16 protein-coding genes and 3 pseudogenes are annotated in these 19998 nt (G+C 43.9%); 4 read left to right on the top strand and 15 right to left on the bottom strand.

From position 1 onward, the window contains the following. Positions 1–6: 6 nt before the first annotated feature. Positions 7–2254 (bottom strand): annotated as a pseudogene (locus SM123_RS02280) (SSURE domain-containing protein); the annotation flags it as partial. 157 nt (positions 2255–2411) lie between these two features. Further along, a pseudogene (locus SM123_RS02275) lies at positions 2412–2615 on the bottom strand (TrkA family potassium uptake protein); the annotation flags it as partial. Between the two features lie 19 nt (positions 2616–2634). Here SM123_RS02275 and SM123_RS02270 point away from each other — a divergent pair. The 3 genes and pseudogenes from SM123_RS02270 to SM123_RS02260 form a co-directional block, all read left to right on the top strand. Further along, positions 2635–2811, top strand: a pseudogene (locus SM123_RS02270) (IS30 family transposase); the annotation flags it as partial. 569 nt (positions 2812–3380) lie between these two features. Continuing rightward, complete coding sequence (locus tag SM123_RS02265) at positions 3381–4289, top strand: ABC transporter ATP-binding protein (protein WP_320909739.1); 909 nt, start codon at positions 3381–3383, stop codon at positions 4287–4289. A 54-nt stretch (positions 4290–4343) separates the two neighbouring features. Beyond that, positions 4344–5096, top strand: coding sequence for an ABC transporter permease (locus SM123_RS02260; RefSeq protein WP_048716360.1), 753 nt, complete (start codon positions 4344–4346; stop codon positions 5094–5096). 20 nt (positions 5097–5116) lie between these two features. Here the strand turns inward: SM123_RS02260 and SM123_RS02255 are convergent, their stop codons facing one another. Both SM123_RS02255 and SM123_RS02250 read right to left on the bottom strand, forming a co-directional pair. After that, positions 5117–6004, bottom strand: a complete 888-nt coding sequence (locus SM123_RS02255; protein WP_320909738.1) for a sensor histidine kinase — start codon at positions 6002–6004, stop codon at positions 5117–5119. Continuing rightward, positions 6004–6693 (bottom strand): response regulator transcription factor, encoded by a 690-nt coding sequence (locus SM123_RS02250; protein ID WP_070586883.1) that lies wholly within the window; start codon positions 6691–6693, stop codon positions 6004–6006. The genes SM123_RS02255 and SM123_RS02250 overlap by 1 nt, the downstream gene beginning before the upstream one ends. A gap of 204 nt (positions 6694–6897) precedes the next feature. Between SM123_RS02250 and SM123_RS02245 the strand changes: the two genes are divergently transcribed. After that, the gene (locus tag SM123_RS02245; RefSeq protein ID WP_024055193.1) at positions 6898–7431 is read left to right on the top strand and encodes a hypothetical protein; all 534 of its coding nucleotides are present in this window, start codon (positions 6898–6900) and stop codon (positions 7429–7431) included. Positions 7432–7545: 114 nt separating this feature from the next. On the opposite strand, the gene SM123_RS02240 is transcribed toward SM123_RS02245, so the two are convergent. The 11 genes from SM123_RS02240 to SM123_RS02190 form a co-directional block, all read right to left on the bottom strand. After that, entirely contained in the window at positions 7546–8985 is a 1440-nt protein-coding gene (locus tag SM123_RS02240; RefSeq protein ID WP_320909737.1) for a 6-phospho-beta-glucosidase, read from the bottom strand. Between the two features lie 188 nt (positions 8986–9173). Then, positions 9174–9521 carry a VOC family protein gene (locus tag SM123_RS02235; protein WP_320909736.1) on the bottom strand — a complete coding sequence of 116 codons (348 nt, stop codon included), beginning with the start codon at positions 9519–9521 and terminating at the stop codon, positions 9174–9176. A gap of 109 nt (positions 9522–9630) precedes the next feature. Then, positions 9631–11406: a pyruvate oxidase gene (gene spxB, locus SM123_RS02230; protein ID WP_155199853.1), complete on the bottom strand. Its 1776-nt coding sequence runs from the start codon at positions 11404–11406 to the stop codon at positions 9631–9633. A 347-nt stretch (positions 11407–11753) separates the two neighbouring features. Next, entirely contained in the window at positions 11754–13976 is a 2223-nt protein-coding gene (locus SM123_RS02225; protein WP_320909735.1) for a heavy metal translocating P-type ATPase, read from the bottom strand. 10 nt (positions 13977–13986) lie between these two features. Beyond that, the gene (locus tag SM123_RS02220; RefSeq protein ID WP_003013285.1) at positions 13987–14358 is read right to left on the bottom strand and encodes a cupredoxin domain-containing protein; all 372 of its coding nucleotides are present in this window, start codon (positions 14356–14358) and stop codon (positions 13987–13989) included. Between the two features lie 18 nt (positions 14359–14376). Then, complete coding sequence (locus SM123_RS02215; protein WP_045759854.1) at positions 14377–14772, bottom strand: CopY/TcrY family copper transport repressor; 396 nt, start codon at positions 14770–14772, stop codon at positions 14377–14379. Positions 14773–15191: 419 nt separating this feature from the next. Continuing rightward, entirely contained in the window at positions 15192–15824 is a 633-nt protein-coding gene (locus SM123_RS02210) for an SGNH/GDSL hydrolase family protein (RefSeq protein WP_070586870.1), read from the bottom strand. Continuing rightward, positions 15825–16673 (bottom strand): HAD family hydrolase, encoded by an 849-nt coding sequence (locus tag SM123_RS02205; RefSeq protein WP_320909734.1) that lies wholly within the window; start codon positions 16671–16673, stop codon positions 15825–15827. Between the two features lie 136 nt (positions 16674–16809). Next, a complete protein-coding gene (locus tag SM123_RS02200; RefSeq protein WP_320909733.1) occupies positions 16810–17388 on the bottom strand; it encodes an HD domain-containing protein in 579 nt (192 codons plus the stop codon). A gap of 205 nt (positions 17389–17593) precedes the next feature. Beyond that, on the bottom strand, positions 17594–18310 hold the full coding sequence (locus tag SM123_RS02195; protein ID WP_320909732.1) for a DUF554 domain-containing protein: 717 nt from the start codon (positions 18308–18310) through the stop codon (positions 17594–17596). Between the two features lie 22 nt (positions 18311–18332). Further along, entirely contained in the window at positions 18333–19997 is a 1665-nt protein-coding gene (locus tag SM123_RS02190) for a MutS-related protein (protein ID WP_320909731.1), read from the bottom strand. Position 19998 lies beyond the last annotated feature (1 nt).

The raw sequence follows: 19998 nt of genomic DNA, 5'->3' as shown, positions 1-19998 counted from the left end.
CAAGAGACTGATGTCCATTCAAGTTCACTGTCAAATCCTTAGTCGCTACGAGATTGCTCAAGTCTGCCTTGCCATCTTTTGCACCGTAGACTTTGATAGTAGCTTTATAGCTTTGCGTACCATTTTGTTTCAAAAGGTCTAGAAGCTCTTTATCTGATTTGCCTTGAGTACCGGCCAAATCTACTTCGTAGAAGTAGAGGCCTTTGCCCAATTTTTCTACTGGTGGAAGGGCAGGATTTTTAGCTGAACCATTGTCTGACCATGGAGCCTTGTCGGATGCTTTCAAGATAAGGCGAGTTAACATACCGTCACCAGCGAAGAATTCATATGGAATGACTTGGTTGACCCCAGCTGTGAATGGACCAGGGAAGTTGGCCTTGTCCAAGTAAGTGGCTGGGACATCCACTGTGTCTTTGGTATTGTCAGCCACACCTTTTTGCACTTCAGCTGGAGTGGTTAAGCCATTCAAATTGACATCCAAATCTTTTGTCGCTACGAGGTTGCTCAAATCCGCCTTGCCATTTTTTGCACCGTACACTTTGATAGTAGCTTTATAGCTTTGAGTGCCGTTTTGTTTCAAGAGGTCAAGAAGCTCTTTATCTGATTTACCTTGAGTACCTGCCAAATCCACTTCATAGAAGTAGAGACCTTTGCCCAATTTCTCTACTGGTGGGAGGGCGGGATTTTTAGCTGAACCATTGTCTGACCATGGAGCCTTGTCGGATGCTTTCAAGATAAGACGAGTTAACATACCGTCACCAGCGAAGAATTCATATGGAATGACTTGGTTGACCCCAGCTGTGAATGGACCAGGGAATTTGGCCTTATCCAAGTAAGTGGCTGGGACATCCACTGTGTCTTTGGTATTGTCAGCCACACCTTTTTGCACTTCAGCTGGAGTGGTTAAGCCATTCAAATTGACATCCAAATCCTTAGTCGCTACGAGGTTGCTCAAATCCGCCTTGCCATTTTTTGCACCGTACACTTTGATAGTAGCTTTATAGCTTTGAGTGCCGTTTTGTTTCAAGAGGTCAAGAAGCTCTTTATCTGATTTACCTTGAGTACCTGCCAAATCCACTTCATAGAAGTAGAGACCTTTGCCCAATTTCTCTACTGGTGGGAGGGCGAGATTTTTAGCTGAACCATTGTCTGACCATGGAGCCTTGTCGGATGCTTTCAAGATAAGACGAGTTAACATACCGTCACCAGCGAAGAATTCGTATGGAATGACTTGGTTAACACCAGCTGTGAATGGGCCTGGAAAGTTCGCTTTATCCAAGTAAGTGGCTGGAACATCTACTGTGTCTTTAGTATTGTCGGCTACGCCTTTTTGAACTTCAGCTGGGGTAGTCAAGCCGTTCAAATTGACATCCAAATTTTTAGTCGCTACGAGATTGCTCAAGTCTGCCTTGCCATTTTTTGCACCGTAGACTTTGATAGTAGCTTTATAACTTTGAGTTCCGTTTTGTTTCAAGAGGTCAAGAAGCTCTTTATCAGATTTGCCTTGAGTACCTGCCAAATCCACTTCATAGAAGTAGAGACCTTTGCCCAATTTCTCTACTGGTGGGAGAGCAGGATTTTTGGCTGATCCGTTATCGGACCATGGAGCCTGGTCTAAGGCTTTCAAGATAAGACGAGTCAACATACCGTCACCAGCGAAGAATTCGTATGGAATGACTTGGTTAACTCCGGCTGTGAATGGGCCAGGGAAATTAGCCTTGTCCAAGTAAGAAGCTGGAACATCTACTGTGTCTTTAGTATTATCGGCCACGCCCTTTTGCACTTCAGCTGGGGTGGTTGCTGGTTTAGTTTCATTTGCTTCACGCTCTTGTCCAGAAACTGTAGGCGCAGGATTTGTCACAGGTTTAAACGCATCTTCTGTTTCTTTCTCAGATTCTGGTTTTGCTTGCACTTCTTCTTTTGGCGGTACCACTTGGTCTTTATCAGCTACATTCACTTTTTCTGGAGAGCTTGTAGCATCCAGGCTTGCTTTAGGTGTTGAGTCTACCTGTTCTGAAGGAAGAGCTGTATCGACTGCTTCTTTGAGAAGTTCTACTGGTAAGTCACTCTTTTCACTCACCGAAGTAGCATCTGGCACAACTTGAGCAGGGGTCTGATCGACCACATCGGCACGTACAGAACTTGGCTGACCAACTAGGACAAAGAAGCCACTAGCCACAACAACTGAGGCAACACCGACACTAAGACGGCGAATAGACCAACGAGTATATCTTTGATTTGGATTGAATTTCATAGGATTCTCCTTAGAGCTTTTCTTTATTTGATGACTCTAGTATAATCTCCTATAATTAAAAAGGATTAAGAAAAAGTTAAAATTTTTCTTAAATCCCTCTTATAAAATACTTATATTGACTCAATAGTCACTAGAAAAAAGAATAGTCATTTCTCTTTTAATCATTGAGGCGTGCTAGATAATCCAAATATTGGTTGTTAATCACCTCCATGATATAGGTATCAGGTTTTAATAAGTCATTTGGACCAAACTGAACGTCTAGAGGAGCATTTTCATAGTCACGAAAACCAAGAATATTGAGATTGTATTGTCCTCGAAGATCAAGTTGACTTAGACTCTTGCCTGACCACGATTGTGGAATAAGGGAGTAGGTATGGCAGAAAGAAACGCGTGGAAAACAAGCTCTTTGTAGAGATTTGCATGAGAGAGCAAACAGTTATCCCGATTTTAAGACGGAATTCGGCCATCTAGAAGGGGATACAATTGTGGGAGAAAAACACAAAAGTGCCGTCATTACCTTAGTGAAACGCTGCTCAAAAGCCATCATCACACTGAAAACCATCTGGAAATTGAAGTTTATCGGTCATCTCTCTACCTCACTTGATTTGATAGTTCTATTATACCCTTCTCCAACCCGAAGATCTTACAACATCCTAGGAAAAACTGATACTATTCTAAGGTATCTACCACACTCATACAAGAAAACAGATCGGACGAATCCGATCTGTTAAAATGCATACTCTTTTGCCAAATATAATATTTGGCTTTCTTAAATCTAATAAATTCCGTTAAATATAGAAAAATTTTATTCGTTAGAATTATTCAATCATCTACTGAAACTTTCCGCCGTGAGAAAAGTGCTTGAAACACGATTGTTTCTAGCACTCGGGAGTTTTGAAACTTTAGGTTCAAAACTAAGTCATGGAACTTCTTTGAAGTTCGCTGACGTCCGTACTCACCTAAGGAAAGCCTCTAAGAAAACTTAGTCTTAAAGTCACGGCTAACTTTTTAAAAGTTAGTCGTTTTTTTAGAAATATTTGAGAATTGCTTGATAGTTATTTGAAAAGCAAGCTGTATACTAAGAGTGTAAAGAAAACAACTAGTCATTTGGACGAAGGAGAAAACCATGGAAAAAGTATTAGAAATTTCCCATTTGAGTAAAAAATTTGGTCATCAATATGCCTTAAATGATGTGAATCTCACCATTCGCAAAGGCGACGTCTACGGCCTGATCGGTAAAAATGGCGCAGGGAAAACCACCCTCATCAAGGTCATCACCCAGCTAATTCAAGAAACTGACGGAAGCGTCTCTCTCTTTTCTTCTACAAATCGTTCCCAGTGGACCCAAGACCTGAAACGGGTTGGTTCCGTCATTGAGAGTCCCGTGGCCCACAAGCATATGACCGCTTATCAAAATCTGGTCTACTATTGCAAGGCTCGCCATATCCCCAATCCCGACCAGGTCATCAAAGAAACCCTGAACTATGTTGGCCTGAATAATACGGGTAAGAAGAAATTCCGTGACTTTTCACTAGGAATGAAACAACGGTTGGGAATTGCGATTGCGCTCATTGCCAAGCCCGACTTCCTCATTTTGGATGAGCCCATCAATGGTCTCGATCCTGTCGGAATCAAGGAATTCCGTCAGATGATCAAGCGCCTCAACGATGAACTCGGCATGACCATCCTCATTTCCAGTCACATCCTGTCCGAACTTTATCTAGTTGCCAATCGTTTTGGTATTGTCGACCAAGGACGCCTGATTAAAGAAATTAGCAAGGCTGAATTCGAAGAACAAGGAGAAGATTACATCATCCTCAAGACTAGCCAGCTAGCCCTTGCCAGTCAACTGATCCAGGATCAACTCCATCACCGTATCAAAGTCATCGATAAGGATGGAGAAATCCATATCTTCGGCCAGACTCACGATATTAAAGTCATTGTCAAATCCCTCGTTCAAGAGGATATTGACGTGGATGAAATCTACTATGCCCGCCAAGATCTGGAAAAATTCTTTACGGACTTGGTAGACTAGTCAACCCACCGTCTTGCATTACTTATCCCACATATTTCATTTAGGAGATTTATCATGTTGCATACCATTCAAGCAGATTTTTATAGACTTTTTCGCTCCAAAGGCTTTTGGATTACAGAAGCCATTCTCGTTCTCAACATCCTGTCTGGAGTCATCTTTGGAGCTACCGGCCACGTCGGCGTCAATACGGAATCCAAATTACCCCAAGCAACCGAAGTTTGGACGGGCTTTAAAGCCTTGACCAACTACTCTTCCAGCATCAGTGTGACTATCCTCTTTACCATTATTGTCATCACCTTGGTTCTAGGAACAGACTTAACGCAAAACTTATACAAGAATAATCTGGCCTATGGGGTTTCGCGCACCAGCTACTACTTTGCCAAAAGCGCCGTTGTCCTGACCATTGCCCTCTTCCAATTTCTCGTTTCTTATGGTCTCGTCTTCTTGATCGCGACCCTCTACAATGGGCTTGGAACCATGCCAGAGCACTTCCTTGCTCATTTTGGACTGACCGTGCTGATTCAGTTCCTTTCCACCCTGGCTTGGGTCAGCATCATTTCCTTCCTTCTTTACGCTAGCCAATCCATCACCCTAGCCTTCGTTGGCTACTTCATTGGAAATATCCTCTTAAGCCTGCCTGCGCTCTTCTTTAAAGATATTGATATTCTCCACTATCTAAACTTGGAATTCCAATATTCCATGGTACAGAGCACAACAGCAACGAACAACACTCTCTCGATTGCTCTTGGATTCATCCTTGTTTTCGGCTTCCTAGGACTCGCTACTTTCAAACACAAAGATTTATAACAAAAAGGCTTGACGAGTGGTCAAGCCTTTTTTCTCAGTGTAATGGTCAAGATAAACCAATCTGCCTCTGTTGCCAGTTGCAAGTCGCCCCCTAAGATCTCTACAAAATTTTGAATGATATAGAGACCCAAGCCAGATGATTCTTCTGTATCCGATAGATTTTCTGAGTAGAAGCGACTAGCCAACTGGTCTAAGTGCTGGATCGGTTGTTGCACAATATTGCGCAGCTCGACCCGAATCGTGTCCTCATCCGACATCAAGGTCAAGCGGGCCTGATCCTTCCCATGCTTGAGGACATTGCTGAGCATATTTTGCAAGAGGCGCTCCCAGAGCTCAGGATCGGTAGCATAATGAAGATGCTCTTCTAGCTCTACCTCTAAGGCAATCCCCGCCTCAGACAGGCTGTCATAATACTGGAACAACTGCTGAGTCAGGACTTGGCTGAGATCGACGTCTGAAATCCGAGGCTGAATGGCTCCCTCCATCAAGCGTCTGTATTCCAAGAGAGATTCCAAACGTTTTGAGACGACTTGAAGATTGGAAGCAATTTTCTTCAGCTTTTCCTCTTCCTGCGTCCCACCCTTGATGATTTGTTGGGTATAGCCCGATGCAATGGTCAAAGGCGTCCGGATATCGTGGGCAATATTACTAATGGCCATATCCAAGGTCTTTTTCTCTTGAAAGGCAATCCGATTGGTCCGCTCGATCTGATCAAAGAGATCACTGACCTGCTTGGTCAAGGCGACCAATTCTTTTTTTGAAACACATGACGTTAACCGTACTCCACTCCCATTTTGGAGCTTCTGTTGAATCTGCTCCTGCAAATCTTTGAGAGCAGATAGTAGGCGAAGGTAGCCCAGTCCCAAGAGAAGGACAAGGACGACAAGAATTAGAACTAAAACCCACATTACTTGTCTCCTTTCAAGCGAACACCCAAGCCCCAGACCGTTTCAATATAGTCCTCATCTGGGTCAAGCTGGGCAATTTTCTTTCGAAGATTGCTTAATTGGGCATTGAGGGTATTGTCTCCAGGCAGATAGACTTCTTCCCAGACAGCTTCATACAATTCTTCTTTGGTGAAAATCTTCTTTGGATGCGCCAGCAAGGTCTCAAAAATTTGAAATTCTTTTTTGCCCAATCGAAGCGTCTGTTCGCCGGACTCCAGTTCAAAGGTTTCTGGATTTAAGACCAAATTCTTAAAGGATCGCTTTTGCGACGCTTGAGATTCCTGTGCTACCGTCGGTTGATTTCTCAACTGCACCGTCACCCGAGCCGCCACTTCGTCCAGATTAAAGGGCTTGACAATATAATCATTGGCACCTGCAAGGAGATACTGGCTAATGAGGTGTTTGTCTCCCAGAGCGGTCATCATGATAACCGGTGTCTGACTCTGCAAACGGATCTCCTCAAGGACCTGATCCCCATTTTTCCCTGGAAGCATGATATCCAGAAGGACCAAATCAACGGCTTCTTGCTGGAAGAGCCGCAGCCCTTCTGTACCTGAAAAAGCCTGAAGGACCTCATGATCTTCACTTAAGAGACTGTATAAAATTTCTTGGATATCATTATTATCCTCGATTAATAAAATCCGTGTCACTTGCCTCGCTCCTTTTTCCTTTGAACTCCAAATCATTTCTATTTCTCTAGCCTATCAAATAAAAGCTCCTTCGTCAATGAAAATCTGACTAAAAGCCTATAGTCCCCAGCTAGATCTGCATGTTAGGTCATCACAAGATGAACTTGACGATCCTTTCTTTCTAAGGGTATAATAGGACCAATGACACAATAGGGAGACTCATCTATGAAAAATAATGCTAAAACTAAAATCAGTCTTGTATCCATCCTTGTCATCCTGGGCGTTGCTGCAAGAATGATGCGAGTCATCCACCGCCAGCAAATCAGGGAGCAAAACAGACAAACCATTCAAACGACTAAAAAGGTTGCAGAGTTTCAGAAAACACTAGACGAGGAAGAAACGAAGAAACGCAACGAAACCTTCAACAAGATTTATAATGAATCCCTTGTTCGGAATAAGTTTGAGAATTGGCAAAAAGTCGATGAAGTCCATGGTTTGGGACAAAGAACTGGGCAATTTTATATCTATAACTTTGAAAAAAAGGAAGAAATCCTTTTAGAGAATACAGATCAAGCATTTGTTCTACCCATTCGAGACAAGAGCAATAACGTCACATTTGAGGCCATCTTTGCCCACAAGGACGGTCAGTGGCACATCATGAAGCCAGACGGAAGTTCACAGTTGCAACTAGGAGCAGCCAACATTTCCGCTGAATCTAAGTTTGTCATCGAGAACAATGTCTTAGATTACGACCAGTAAATCCGTAATGACTTGGCTAAACTACATACAAAAAGCTTAGGACCCCAGCTTGTGGTTGGGATTCTAAGCTTTTTCGTTGAGAGGAGAAAGTCGGCCAGCAAGTACCGAAAACTTTTATTCAACAGAAGCCCCATTGGTCGCAATGACTTCTTTGTACCAATAGAAGGATTTCTTACGTGAGCGGGCCAAGCTTCCCTTGCCTTCGTTGTCCCGGTCGACATAGATAAAACCGTAGCGCTTCTTCATTTCTCCTGTCCCGGCAGAGACGAGGTCAATACAGCCCAAAGTCGTATAGCCCCAGAGGACAACACCATCTTCATGGATGGCCTCCCGCATGGCCTTGATGTGGGCAGCCAGGTAATCAATCCGGTAGTCATCCTCAATCTCCCCGGCTTCATTTGGGGTATCAACGGCACCTAGTCCATTTTCTACGATAAAGAGAGGTTTTTGATAACGATCCCAGATGGTGTTCAGCGTAATGCGGAGACCAAGAGGGTCAATCTGCCAACCCCATTCTGAGCTTTCTAGGTAGGGATTCTTCAGAGAGGCAAAGATATTGCCCGCTGTTTTTTCCCTTTCAGCTGGATCCCCTGAAGCGACCCGACTGGCATAGTAGGAGAAGGAAATAAAGTCAACTGTATGGTCTTTCAACAATTGAAGGTCCTGTTCCGTCATCTCGACCGTGATCCCCTGACGCTCCCACTCTTTCTTGGCATAGTTAGGGTATTCCCCACGCGCCTGCACATCGATAAAGAAATAGTTCTTGCGGTCTTCTTCTAGACCAGCCCAGACATCTCGCGGAGCACAGGTATGCGGATAGTTTTGCCCAGCTGCCAACATACAGCCCACCTTATTGTTGGGATCAATCTCATGGGCTAGCTTGGTAGCAATGGCTGAAGCGACCAACTCATGGTGAGCCGCCTGGTATTTGACCTGCTCCTCATTCTCCCCTTCTTCAAAGCAGAGACCTGCTCCCATAAAAGGCGCATGAAGGATCATATTGATCTCATTAAAGGTTAGCCAGTATTTGACCAAGCCCTTGTAGCGAGTGAAGAGGGTCCGGCAGAGACGTTCATAACATTCCAACATCTTACGACTGCGCCAACCTCCATACTCGGTAATCAAATGCATGGGACAGTCAAAGTGGGTAATGGTCACCAAGGGTTCAATGCCATACTTATGGCACTCCTTAAAGAGGTTTTCATAGAACTGTAGACCTGCTTCGTTTGGCTCTAGTTCATCTCCTTTTGGGAAAATCCGAGACCAGGCAATGGACAAACGATAGGTTTTAAAGCCCATTTCCCCAAAGAGGGCAATGTCTTCCTTGTAGCGATGGTACATATCAATGCCATCCTTAGCCGGATAAAAATAGCCCTCTTCAAAATCGAACATCTTTTTCTGACCCGTAATAATGGCGTGACGATCAGGCCCAATCGGCACCACATCCACATTGGCCAAGCCACGGCCATCTTCAGTATAAGCTCCCTCACACTGGTTAGCAGCCGTCGCTCCACCCCAAAGGAAACCATCTGGAAATTGAAGTTTGTCGGTCATCTCCCCACCTCACTTGATTTGATAGTTCTATTATACCCTTCTCTTTCCAAAAAATCCTACAAGATCCTATGAAAAACTGAACCTATTCTAAGGTAACTCCTACACTTGGGAACATAAAAAGACCGGATAACTCCGATCTTTTTATGTTCCACTCCAAGAACGTTTAAATTTTTTGATAATAGAATTACCTACTTCATACGATAAAAATCAAGCACTAGGCCAGCTGGGCCTTCAACTAGCAAGCTTTCGGTTCCCCAATCGGTTACAACTGGACCGTTTAAAACCTGGATACCAAGCTCTTTCAATCGTTTGTAGTTCTGGTCTACATCTTCAACCTCGATATGAAGAATGATTCCTGACTGAAAGTTTTCCAAAGGAACCAAATGATTTTGAGACAACATGAGACAGTGACTGCCAATCGTGAACTGAGCAAAACTGTCGTCAACATAATCGGCTTTTTTATCCAAAATACGCTCCAAGCTAGCACAAACTTGGGTAACATCTGAAACGATAATATCTAATTGATTTAAATTCATTTACTATCCTCCATAAAAAGACCGGATGGCTCCGATCTTTTCAAGTTTATCTCCACAAAATCAAAGAAAATAATCTACAATATTTACATTTGATTTTCGACGAGCAGGATTATTTGATTGCGCGTGATTGCAACCCTTCTTCTTCCAAGAAGAGGCGGAATGGTACGAGTTCTTCTGCTTCGTATTTTTCCTTGAAGGCTTTGATCGCTTCTTCTGAGTGTTGTTTTGGATCCAACTCAAGTACTTCTACTGGAAGTGGACGATGTGGAGTGATGCGAGCATCGATAACAACAGTTTTACCTTCTTTGTTCAATTTAACAGCTTCTGCAACGACTGCGTCGATGTCTTCGATACGGTCAACTGTAAATCCAATAGCTCCTTGAGCTTCAGCGATTTTCGCATAGTCAGCATTAGGGAAGTCACAACCAAACAAGTGTTTGTTTGTGTCTTCGTATTTGTCCTTGATGAAGGCATATTTACCATTTGAGAAGACAACGTTGATAACTGGAAGGTCGTATTGAACGTTTGTGATAACGTCTGGGTAGCACATGTTGAATGCACCGTCACCCATGATGTTCCATACTTGGCGATCTGGATTGTCTTTCTTAGCAGCGATACCACCAGGAAGGGCAATACCCATTGTCGCAAAGAGTGGAGATGTACGCCACATGTTCTTAGGTGTCATGTGAAGGTGACGAGTAGATGTTTGAGTAGTGTCACCTACGTCGATTGAATAGATCGCATCTTGATCAGCATGTTTGTTGATTGCATTGTAAACTTGATACAATTGCAATTCACCCTCAGTTTTACCTTCGAGTTTGTTCATGTAATCACGCCAGTTTTGGTTATTCTTAACGTTTGCACGCCACCATGGAGTAGATTCAACTGGATTCACTTTGTCAAGGATTGCTTTGGCTGCTTGACCTGCATCCCCAAGGATTGAAGCGTCTAGGGCATGACGTTTACCAAGTTTGTAAGGGTCGATATCTACTTGGATGAATTTTTCAGTATTTTTGAATGCTTCGTATACTTCAGCAAATGGGAAGTTTGAACCAAGGAAAAGAACTGTGTCTGCTTCAAAGACAACTTCGTTGGCTGGTTTCCAACCAACACGGTAAGCAGAACCTGTCAAACCTTCGTAGTTCCATTCGAACGCTTCGAAGTTTTTACCAGTTGTGATGATTGGGGCTTTGATTTTACGTGACAATTCAGTAATCACTTCACCAGCTTTCACACCACCGTAACCAGCGTAGATCACTGGACGTTCCGCATTGTTCAAGATTTCAACCGCTTTGTCGATCTCCACTTCGTTCAAAGCAGGAGCGATGAATGAACGCTCGTAAGAACCTGAACCGTAGTAAGAGTTTTCGTCGATTTCTTGGAAACCAAAGTTTACTGGAATTTCAACAACGGCTGGACCTTTTTTAGAAACGGCAGCACGGCAAGCTTCGTCGATTACTTTTGGTAATTGTTCTGCGTAAGCTACACGTTTGTTGTAAACAGCGATACCGTTGTACATTGGGTTTTGGTTCAATTCTTGGAAGGCATCCAAGTTCAATTCGTTAACTGGACGTGATCCAAGGATAGCAAGGAATGGAGTGTTATCCATAGCTGCATCGTAAACACCATTGATCAAGTGAGTCGCACCAGGTCCACCTGAACCAACTGCAACCCCGATAGAGCCACCAAATTTAGCTTGCATAACCGCTGCAAGAGCACCAGTTTCTTCGTGACGAACTTGCAAGAAACGGATATCTTTGTCTTCAGCCAAAGCGTCCATAAGTGAGCTAAGTGTTCCAGATGGGATACCGTAGATCGTATCTACGCCCCATGTTTTCAATACATTAAGCATTGCTGCAGATGCAGTAATTTTCCCTTGAGTCATTCTAACTCTCCTTTAATTCTATTTTGATCCCTTAAAATGCAGCATAGCGCTTCTACTTCATCTTTGCGATCATCTCGCCTTGAAAATGAGTTTTTTCTGACTTTTCTCATGAAAACGATTTACAAAACGATTACAGTATTAATTTATCACAAAGAGATTCACATGTATAAGGATCTGCTCAGAGATGCTCAATCCCTATTCCATAACAGATGCTCTTTTTGAGAAATTTTCACAAACTATCCTACAATAGGGTATTTTACTATAATTTGATACCTCCTCTTTTCCTCGTCGCTCTAGGTAAAAGAGAAAAAGAGTGATACAGAATTCTGTACCACTTCTTATTTTCGTTAATCTATTTTCGCAACATTGAGAAGCAGAGAGCTAATCAAAACAGACAAAGAACTAAGGGCCATGGCAAGACCTGCTAGTTCTGGATTGAGGGTCAATCCCAGTCCTACAAAGACTCCAGCAGCAATTGGAAGCCCAAGGAGATTGTAGATAGAGGCCCAGAAGAGATTGAGTAAAATCCTGCGGAAGGTCTTTTGACTCATGTCAAAGGCGCGCACAACGCCAAGCAAATCATTTTGCGTGAGCACGATGCCACCGGACTCGATCGCAATATCCGTTCCAGATCCCATAGCAATTCCGACATCGGCGATCGAAAGAGCTGGAGCATCATTGATCCCATCTCCAACAAAGGCGACCTTGCTATCTTCTTGCAGTTTTTGGATGGCGCTAGCTTTTTCTTGAGGAAGGACATCAGCAATGACGGTGTCAATTCCCACTTGCTTAGCAATAGCTTGGGCCACCCGTTCATTATCACCCGTTAACATGACCGTTTTCAAGCCCCGTTCTTTGAGCTTTTTGATCGCTTCTTTTGAGCTGGCCTTCGGAGCATCTTGAATGGCAATCAAGCCAATCACTTGCCCATCCACAGACAAACTGATCACTGTTTTGGCCTGCTCTTGCAACTCTACCATCCGTTTTTCAAGCTCCGGATCCATCGCTGTCCCGTCATGAAGTTTGCCATTTCCCAAGGTCACCAACTGCTGGTCGATCTGACCTTGGACCCCTTTTCCTTCAATCGCTTGGAAGTTTTCCACAGGGGATAACACCAAACCTTTTTCTTCTGCTTGGGATAACACCGCTTGGGCTAGTGGATGTTCTGAAAAAGTTTCAAGACTAGCAGCCAGTGTCAAGACACGCGCTTCATCTCCTACAACATCGGTTACAAGTGGTTGGCCAATGGTAATAGTCCCTGTCTTATCAAATACAACGGTTTGAATCTTTTGCACTTCTTGAAGAACTGTTCCATTTTTAATCAGAACCCCCATCTTGGCACTACGGCCGGTTCCGACCATCAGGGCTGTTGGGGTTGCTAAACCAAGGGCACAAGGACAGGCAATAATGAGGACAGAGACTGCATAGAGCATGGCCTCTTGAAGCGACGCGCCCAGAAGCACGGACCAAACCCAGAAAGTCGCAATGGCCAAAATCGTCACCACTGGAACAAAGATACCTGAAATCTTATCCGTCAAATCTTGAATAGGAGCACGACTGGATTGGGCCATTTTGACAAAGTCCACAATTTGAGATAAGAGGGTCTCACTACCGACTTTTTCAGCCTTAAAGAGAATGGTCCCATTGCTGTTGATAGTGGAGCCGATCACTGCATCACCAACTGATTTTTCCACAGGCAAGCTTTCACCTGTCACCATCGACTCATCAATGGTCGTACTTCCTTCTACAATCGTCCCATCAACTGCGATCTTTTCCCCAGGACGGACCCGAATCAAGTCACCAATTTGGATATCTTCTGCCGCCACCTCGACATAGTTCCCATCACGGAGAACTTGAGCCGTTTTTGCCTGCAAATCCAACAATTTTTCCACAGCCTCGGAGGCATTGTTACGCATCCGTTCTTCAAAGATTTGCCCTAAGAGGATAAAGAAGATGATAAAACCCGCAGCCTCAAAGTATACTGGCTGACCAGTAAAAAGGGCAAATACACTATAGACATAGGCTACCAGGGTTCCAAGAGCTACCAAGGTATCCATATTGGAATGGTGCTTCTTAAATGAGGCCCAGGCACTCTTGATAAAAGGAACTCCTGCTACCAACATGATCGGCGTTGTCGCTAGAAAGTTTCCCCAGCGATTGACTGGATGGGAGACAAATCCTGCCCACATCCCGATCATCAAGATTAATAAAGGAAGGGTAAAGATACTAGTAATCCAAAAGCGATCCCGTAAACTTAAGACACGACGGCGTTTTTCCACAACCGTGTAGGAACCCTTTTGCATCTTCATTCCACATGAAAACTCAAAGTCCCCTGTTTCTGTCGGGGTAAAGGATATCACCTTATCCACACCGACTTCCAAAGGCTCTAAAATCCCCTGATCTTCAAACAAAATTTCCTTATAACAGCCGGAAGGATTGACCCGATGGAAGGTGATTTCAGCAGGGATCCCTTTTTGAAGTTGAAATTCTTTGGGACTATAGCCCTTTTCTGCTGTAATACGGATCTTTTGCACTCCGTTTTCCACAACTGCTTTTTGTTTTTCTACCATACCTACTCCTTTATTCCACAATCATTTGACCATGCATCATGTTCATTCCACATGAAAACCCATATTCGCCCGCTTTTTCTGGCGTAATTTCAATGACATGTTTTTCACCTAAAGGCAAATCTTCATGAACGCCAAAATCTGGAAAGATCACTTGAGCCAGACATGAAGATGGATCCTTGCGATTAAAGATAATCCGGGCAGGAACATTCTTTTTCAGGACAATGGTTTCAGGCGAATACCCCCCCATGACTTCGACTTCAATTTCTTGATAACCTGATTTCTGACGAGCGTGGCCGCTTACCTTTTCATGCTCTGCAAAGAACCACCAAGCAATAAAAGCAACCCCAAGTAAACAAACAATACTAATTAACAATCCAAACATGGAAATTCCTTCTTTCTATTACATACAATTGCAAGGGACTGTTTCGACAGCCTCAGCTTTCTTTTCTTCCAGGACCTGCTGCAGCTGATTAAGATCTGCAAGCGTAAAGTCACTCTCCTGAATCAAGTTTTCAAGCACCTGGACAATTCTTTTTGAGCAAACCTTGTCTTTCACATCCTCAACCACCAAGTCTAAACTTTGGTCCTGCTTCAACAAAGCCGAGTAGACAAAGGCTTTGCCAGATTTTTCTCTGGTCAGACAGCCTTTCTCCACCAAGCGCGTCAAGAGGGTCTTGATGGTCGACTTCGACCAGTCAAAGCGCTCGGACAAGACGGCGATCAAATCCCTGCTGGTCTGCTTGCCTTCCATCCAGATAATTTTCATGATGCGCCATTCCGCATTGGAAATTTGCATGGCTTCTCCTTTCTAAATCTACATTTGTAAATCTTATGATGCTATTCTACTCCTAAGATTTACATTTGTCAACCAAAAAGACAAAAAAATTTCCTCTTGGAAATAGAGGAAGGTAGACAATCTGTTTTTACAAAAAATCATCTAAAGAAATCTAAAAAGAAATAGAATTGATTTCAATTATAAGAACCATTCAAATATTTCCTGAAACTTTCCGCCGTGAGAAAAGTGCTAGAAACACTATTGTTTCTAGCACTCGGGAGTTTTGGAACCTTAGGTCCAAAACTAAGTCATGGAACTTCAAAGAAGTTCGCTGACGTCCGTACTCACCTAAGGAAAGTTTTTAAGAAGACTTTATCTTCAATCTGAAATTTTTCTTTGAAGATTTGTCTAGTTGGGCTTTTTCGCTCCCTATTTTGTCTCTACAATGTCTCCTGCAGAGCTTGGGCTAGAACTCGGTAACCAGCCACACTTAAATGGAGACCATCTGTCGTATAGGCTTCTGCTAACTGCCTCTTTTCATCCAATAAAGACGAATACACATCAATATAGCTGACCTGGTGGTAGGCTTGGGCCAATTCGCGATAGGCCTGGTTAAGGGATTGAATTTTTTCATTGGTCCGCACATAGACCTTTTGCTTGTAGCGCTCTTCTTGACTCACCGGTAGAACCGAGATCAGGTTGATGTGAGTTAGCGGAAAATCCCGCATAATTGCTTGTAAGACCGCTTCTACATTGTCTAGGGTTTCCTTTTGAGGAATTTCTTTTCCGATATCATTGGTCCCGATCAAGAGAAAGATCTGATCCACCGCCGTTCCAAAGACATGGGCGTCTAGATGTTCACGAAGGAGATCTGTCTTATAGCCTCGCACTCCCCGATTGACCATGTGCTTCGGACTTTGTAATAGTTCATGAATGGGGAAATACTCCACGATGGAATCTCCGATAAAGATCAAACCAGGCTCCTTCAGAGGGGCTTGATTGAGTTCCCGATAGGTTGTTACGATCTTCTCCTGCTCCTTTATGAGCCAGTCTTCTAACAGTTGTACCGCCATCTAATTCTTTTCTTTCACTTGTTCCCAGGGGGGCAATCCTAGATACTCTTCGATCACCTGGTAGACACCACCTTCCTGATGGCTCGGTGCTAGGTGTTTGGCAACAGCCTTGACTCCTGCTTCTGCATTGGCCACAGCATAGGAGTGACCTGCCATTTCAAGCATTTCGATGTCGTTTCCGCTATCCCCAAAGGCCATGACCTGGCTGGCATCAAGCTGCCACATCTCCATTAATTGAGCCAGACCCCAAGCCTTGTGAATGCCTGCTTGTAAGAGATCCATGCTGCCAAAACCGCTCGAAACCGCCATGAGCTGATCTCCAAAAGCCCGCTGGACTTCTTGGCTCACTTGATCGAGACGATCCAAGCCAACCACCAAGCTCATTTTAAGCACCTGATCAAATAGATCTGCTGTCAATTCCGGAACAAACTTCATCCGCTTGTACAAGTCTTCAATCACTTCCGGCTGCATGAATTTCTCAACCTCTGTAAAGACCGTTCCTTCCTTGACAAAGCCACCATTGACAGCTGACACAACCAGCTGGTCTGAGATTTCCCGCCCCTTAAAATAAGCAAGAACCGCCTCTACTAGCTCTCGATCCCAGAATTTCCCAAGAATCATCTGATCATCCTCAAAAATCCGAGCTCCATTGGCTACGACCAGGGTCACCCGCTTGACCAAAGGACCCAAGAGCTGGTGCATGCGATGGATTTCATTTCCCGTCGCAATGACAAAGCGAATCCCTTTTTGATCCAAGTGGTCCAACATCCTTTCCAGACGCGGAAGATCCACCTCTCCTCGCTCATCTAATAAGGTTCCATCCATATCTGTTGCAATCAACTTAATCATACAATCTAACCTTTTCCCTTTCATAGGGTGCAAACTATCTGTTCCCATTATACCACAGATCAAGCAAGTCAAAACCACCCGTGAAAACAGGTGGTTTACTTTTAGTCTGAAAGTTGCTACTAAAGACCAAGTGATATCATAAATATAATCCCTTTTCTACACTTTCCTGAACCAACTCTTCCGTCAGTTTCCATAACGCTTTGGACTCATTTTTTATAAATTTTTTCTTTTCTAATACCATCTCTGAACGGATATGATCGGGATTATAATTTACTTCTGACACTTCCAAGTGATTGATCAGTGGTACCAAAGCGTCAATCACTCTTGCATATCTTGCCTCAGGACTCTGTCCTTTTTCAAACTCCAACCACAAATTTTTCATATTCAAATAGGTTGCTTCTGGAAGGAGGCTCATTGTTTTTTCTATAGATGCTAGCTCTCTATCATGAGCATGAACCTTTTTTTCATCATCAAACACCCAAGTATCTCCGGCATAAATCTCACCTAAATCATGAATCAATAACAGAAACATGACCTTTTCCATATTCAATTTTTCAGGATAATAATCTTGCAAAACCATCGCAGCTATCGCACCCTGCCAGGAATGCTCGGCACTATTTTCAAACCGTCCATCAAGAGTTCTATTAAACCTTGTTACTGACTTTAATTTCTCGATTTCTTTAATAAATTCAACTGTCTGATTCAAATCACTCATGGCGACCCCAACCTCCCTATTCGAAATTACGACTATCATACCAAAAATCAGGTTTTACATAAATGAATTCCCATATTTGCAAAAAGAAAACTCCCTCCTTTTCGGAGCATCTTCATTTTTCTAATCGGAGCATCTTCATTTTTCTAACAAGACTACAAGGACAATCAAAAAAGCTAACCTATCCTTACCGGTTAGCTTCTCTTTTTTACCCAACAAAAGCCCAAATAATGGCAATCAACACTGCTGGAAGGAGGTTGGCGACCTTGATTCGTTTGCCCCAGATGAGGTTGATCCCAACACAGAGAATGAGACTGGAGCCAACCAGTGAGAGATTCGAAAGAGCTTGTGGGGTCATGATCGGTGCGATCAAATGGGCCAAAAGCGTGATCAAGCCCTGAAGGATCATGAGTGGGACTACCGCAAAGATCGCACCCTTTCCTTTCGAAACGGTCAAAACTAAAACGATGACCATATCCAGAATAGCCTTAGCCAACAAGGTCGAAGTGTCACCTGTCAAGCCATCCTGGATAGCTCCGACCACCGCCATAGCTCCGATACAGATGGTCAGGGCCGTGGTCATAAAGGCATCGACAAAGCTGGTATCACCTTGATTGCCCGTCTTTTCCTTCAGCCATGTCCCGAGGTGCTCCAAGCCCTCTTCAATCTTCAAAAGCTCTCCAAGCACCGTCCCAAGCACTAGACTCAGAATCAACATCATACTGCCGTGACTTTCCACATGACTTCCATGCACCACCAGCATCTTTTCCAAGGTCCCCGCGATGCCCAAGACAAAGACAGCAACTCCTGTCACTTTCAGAAGAGTCTCATGAAAATCTTCTGACAAACGTTGGCCGATGAGCAGTCCTAAAAGCCCACCAAATACAACTCCTAAGGCATTATAGAAGGTTCCTAAACCGATCATTTACAAATTCCTTCGTTCATTTTCATTCTTTTTCAATTTCTTTCAAAAACCAGTGTCCCGTCTCTTCATACTGGTCAATCAAGTCCTTGGCTGTTTGCGTAATCTCCTCTGGATAATGCAGGCTTTCTAGAGTATTGACCGCATTCTTGGTTACTGCTGATCCTGGCTTGATCTGGTAGTCAAAGACAATCTTGCCATCCACATAGCGACTGTCAAAATGGTAATTATCATTGACCTTACCAGAAGCTGCGACCAGCTCAATATCGTGACTGGAAATCATGTAGAGGCAGTTTTGGGCAGCCAACCAGCGGACAATCCCAAGACCTGATCCGATCCGCTCGATGGTATTGGTCCCCTTAAAGAGCTCGTCAATAAAGAAGTAGTGAAAGCCAGACTTCTTCAGATGCTGAATCATACGTAAAATAGCTTTACTTTCAGTGATGAAGTAACTATCTCCAACTTCAATGTCATCGCTCACATCCATAGCCGTTAGCACATGACCATAGGGAAGGGCTAATTTTTCTCCATAGGCAAAGCCTAATCCTTGAGCCAGAATAGCATTGATGGCGACAGTTTTAAGGTAGGTCGATTTCCCGGAGGCATTGTCCCCACTGATGACCATATTTTTCTGAAAATGCACATCATTCGCAATCGGATTGGACAGCAAAGGATGATAGAGCGTCTCGCCCTCAATGCCACCTGTCTCCATAAAGACCGGCTCACAGACCACTTCTAGATCCCGCTTATGGCGCAAGAGACTAATGGCGACTTCCATCTCTCCAAGGAGATCCAGAAGCTTCTGGGCCTCTTTTTGATGAGCCTTCACCTGATTGTAAATATAAACCTGAGCGATCTGCGGGAGTAAAAAGAGGACGTTGAGGTAGAGGAGAATAATTTCCATTTCCGAAGTCCCCGTTGGACTCTGCAAGACACTGGCAAGGATCCGCGTTTTCTTAAAGGGTTTGACCGCTTGCTTCAATTCTTCTTGTTGTGGCAAGGCTAGATGGCTCAAGCGTTCTGCCGAAGCAAAGATGCGGACCAAATAGCTAACATTGTCCAGACGGATTTTATTGGACCAATTGCGCAAACTCGAAAAGACAATATTAAAGACCACACTGATAACCAAGAGGGTAATGGCACCGACTGGCTCAAAGGGGATGGCAAAGAGACAGACAATAGGAAGACAGGCCAAGGCTAGATAGAGGGGTAAACCTGCATAATGCTTGCCGGGATTTGCGACAATGCTCCGCGCCATGTTGTGGTTCTTCTTGCCCAGTTGGTTGAAAATGACCTGGACCTTGAGGCGCAAATCAGGATGCTCTTCAAAGAAGGCTTCTAAGTCATGAAGCTGGTCCTGAGGCTGGAATTCCAGCAGGCGCATTTTTTGATAGAGAGCCTCTGCTCCAAGGCTCGATTGGGTATAGTTGAGCTGATCAAAGACCGCATCCAAAGCCAAATCATGCCAGGTCTGATCATCCACTTGGCTATCGATCGTCCTTCCCTTAGCTGGATAAGTCAGACTATCTATCAAACTTTCTTCTGTGTCTTTCTTGCGAAAGAAAGGCGCCCCATCCCAAGCCTTCTTCAGCTTTTGCTTGAGGCGGATGGCTGTAAGAAATTTGGTTGCCCAAATCACCACTATCAATCCTAGGATCCCAAGCGGGATACAGTTCACATTTCCTTCCATG

The sequence above is a fragment of the Streptococcus sp. S5 genome, assembly GCF_034134805.1.
In the GTDB taxonomy this organism is placed as follows: Bacteria; Bacillota; Bacilli; order Lactobacillales; family Streptococcaceae; genus Streptococcus; species Streptococcus lingualis.
The sequence above is the reverse complement of the archived record's forward strand: the minus strand, read 5'-3'. Positions and strand labels throughout refer to the sequence as shown.

Bases quoted from the DNA above. Each gene is read 5' to 3' on its own strand.
- SM123_RS02265 (WP_320909739.1), top strand. From the start codon at position 3,381: ATGGAAAAAGTATTAGAAATTTCCCATTTGAGTAAAAAATTTGGTCAT.
- SM123_RS02260 (WP_048716360.1), top strand. From the start codon at position 4,344: ATGTTGCATACCATTCAAGCAGATTTTTATAGACTTTTTCGCTCCAAA.
- SM123_RS02255 (WP_320909738.1), bottom strand. From the start codon at position 6,004: ATGTGGGTTTTAGTTCTAATTCTTGTCGTCCTTGTCCTTCTCTTGGGA.
- SM123_RS02245 (WP_024055193.1), top strand. From the start codon at position 6,898: ATGAAAAATAATGCTAAAACTAAAATCAGTCTTGTATCCATCCTTGTC.
- SM123_RS02240 (WP_320909737.1), bottom strand. From the start codon at position 8,985: ATGACCGACAAACTTCAATTTCCAGATGGTTTCCTTTGGGGTGGAGCG.
- SM123_RS02235 (WP_320909736.1), bottom strand. From the start codon at position 9,521: ATGAATTTAAATCAATTAGATATTATCGTTTCAGATGTTACCCAAGTT.
- spxB (WP_155199853.1), bottom strand. From the start codon at position 11,406: ATGACTCAAGGGAAAATTACTGCATCTGCAGCAATGCTTAATGTATTG.
- SM123_RS02225 (WP_320909735.1), bottom strand. From the start codon at position 13,976: ATGGTAGAAAAACAAAAAGCAGTTGTGGAAAACGGAGTGCAAAAGATC.
- SM123_RS02220 (WP_003013285.1), bottom strand. From the start codon at position 14,358: ATGTTTGGATTGTTAATTAGTATTGTTTGTTTACTTGGGGTTGCTTTT.
- SM123_RS02215 (WP_045759854.1), bottom strand. From the start codon at position 14,772: ATGCAAATTTCCAATGCGGAATGGCGCATCATGAAAATTATCTGGATG.
- SM123_RS02210 (WP_070586870.1), bottom strand. From the start codon at position 15,824: ATGGCGGTACAACTGTTAGAAGACTGGCTCATAAAGGAGCAGGAGAAG.
- SM123_RS02205 (WP_320909734.1), bottom strand. From the start codon at position 16,673: ATGATTAAGTTGATTGCAACAGATATGGATGGAACCTTATTAGATGAG.
- SM123_RS02200 (WP_320909733.1), bottom strand. From the start codon at position 17,388: ATGAGTGATTTGAATCAGACAGTTGAATTTATTAAAGAAATCGAGAAA.
- SM123_RS02195 (WP_320909732.1), bottom strand. From the start codon at position 18,310: ATGATCGGTTTAGGAACCTTCTATAATGCCTTAGGAGTTGTATTTGGT.
- SM123_RS02190 (WP_320909731.1), bottom strand. From the start codon at position 19,997: ATGGAAGGAAATGTGAACTGTATCCCGCTTGGGATCCTAGGATTGATA.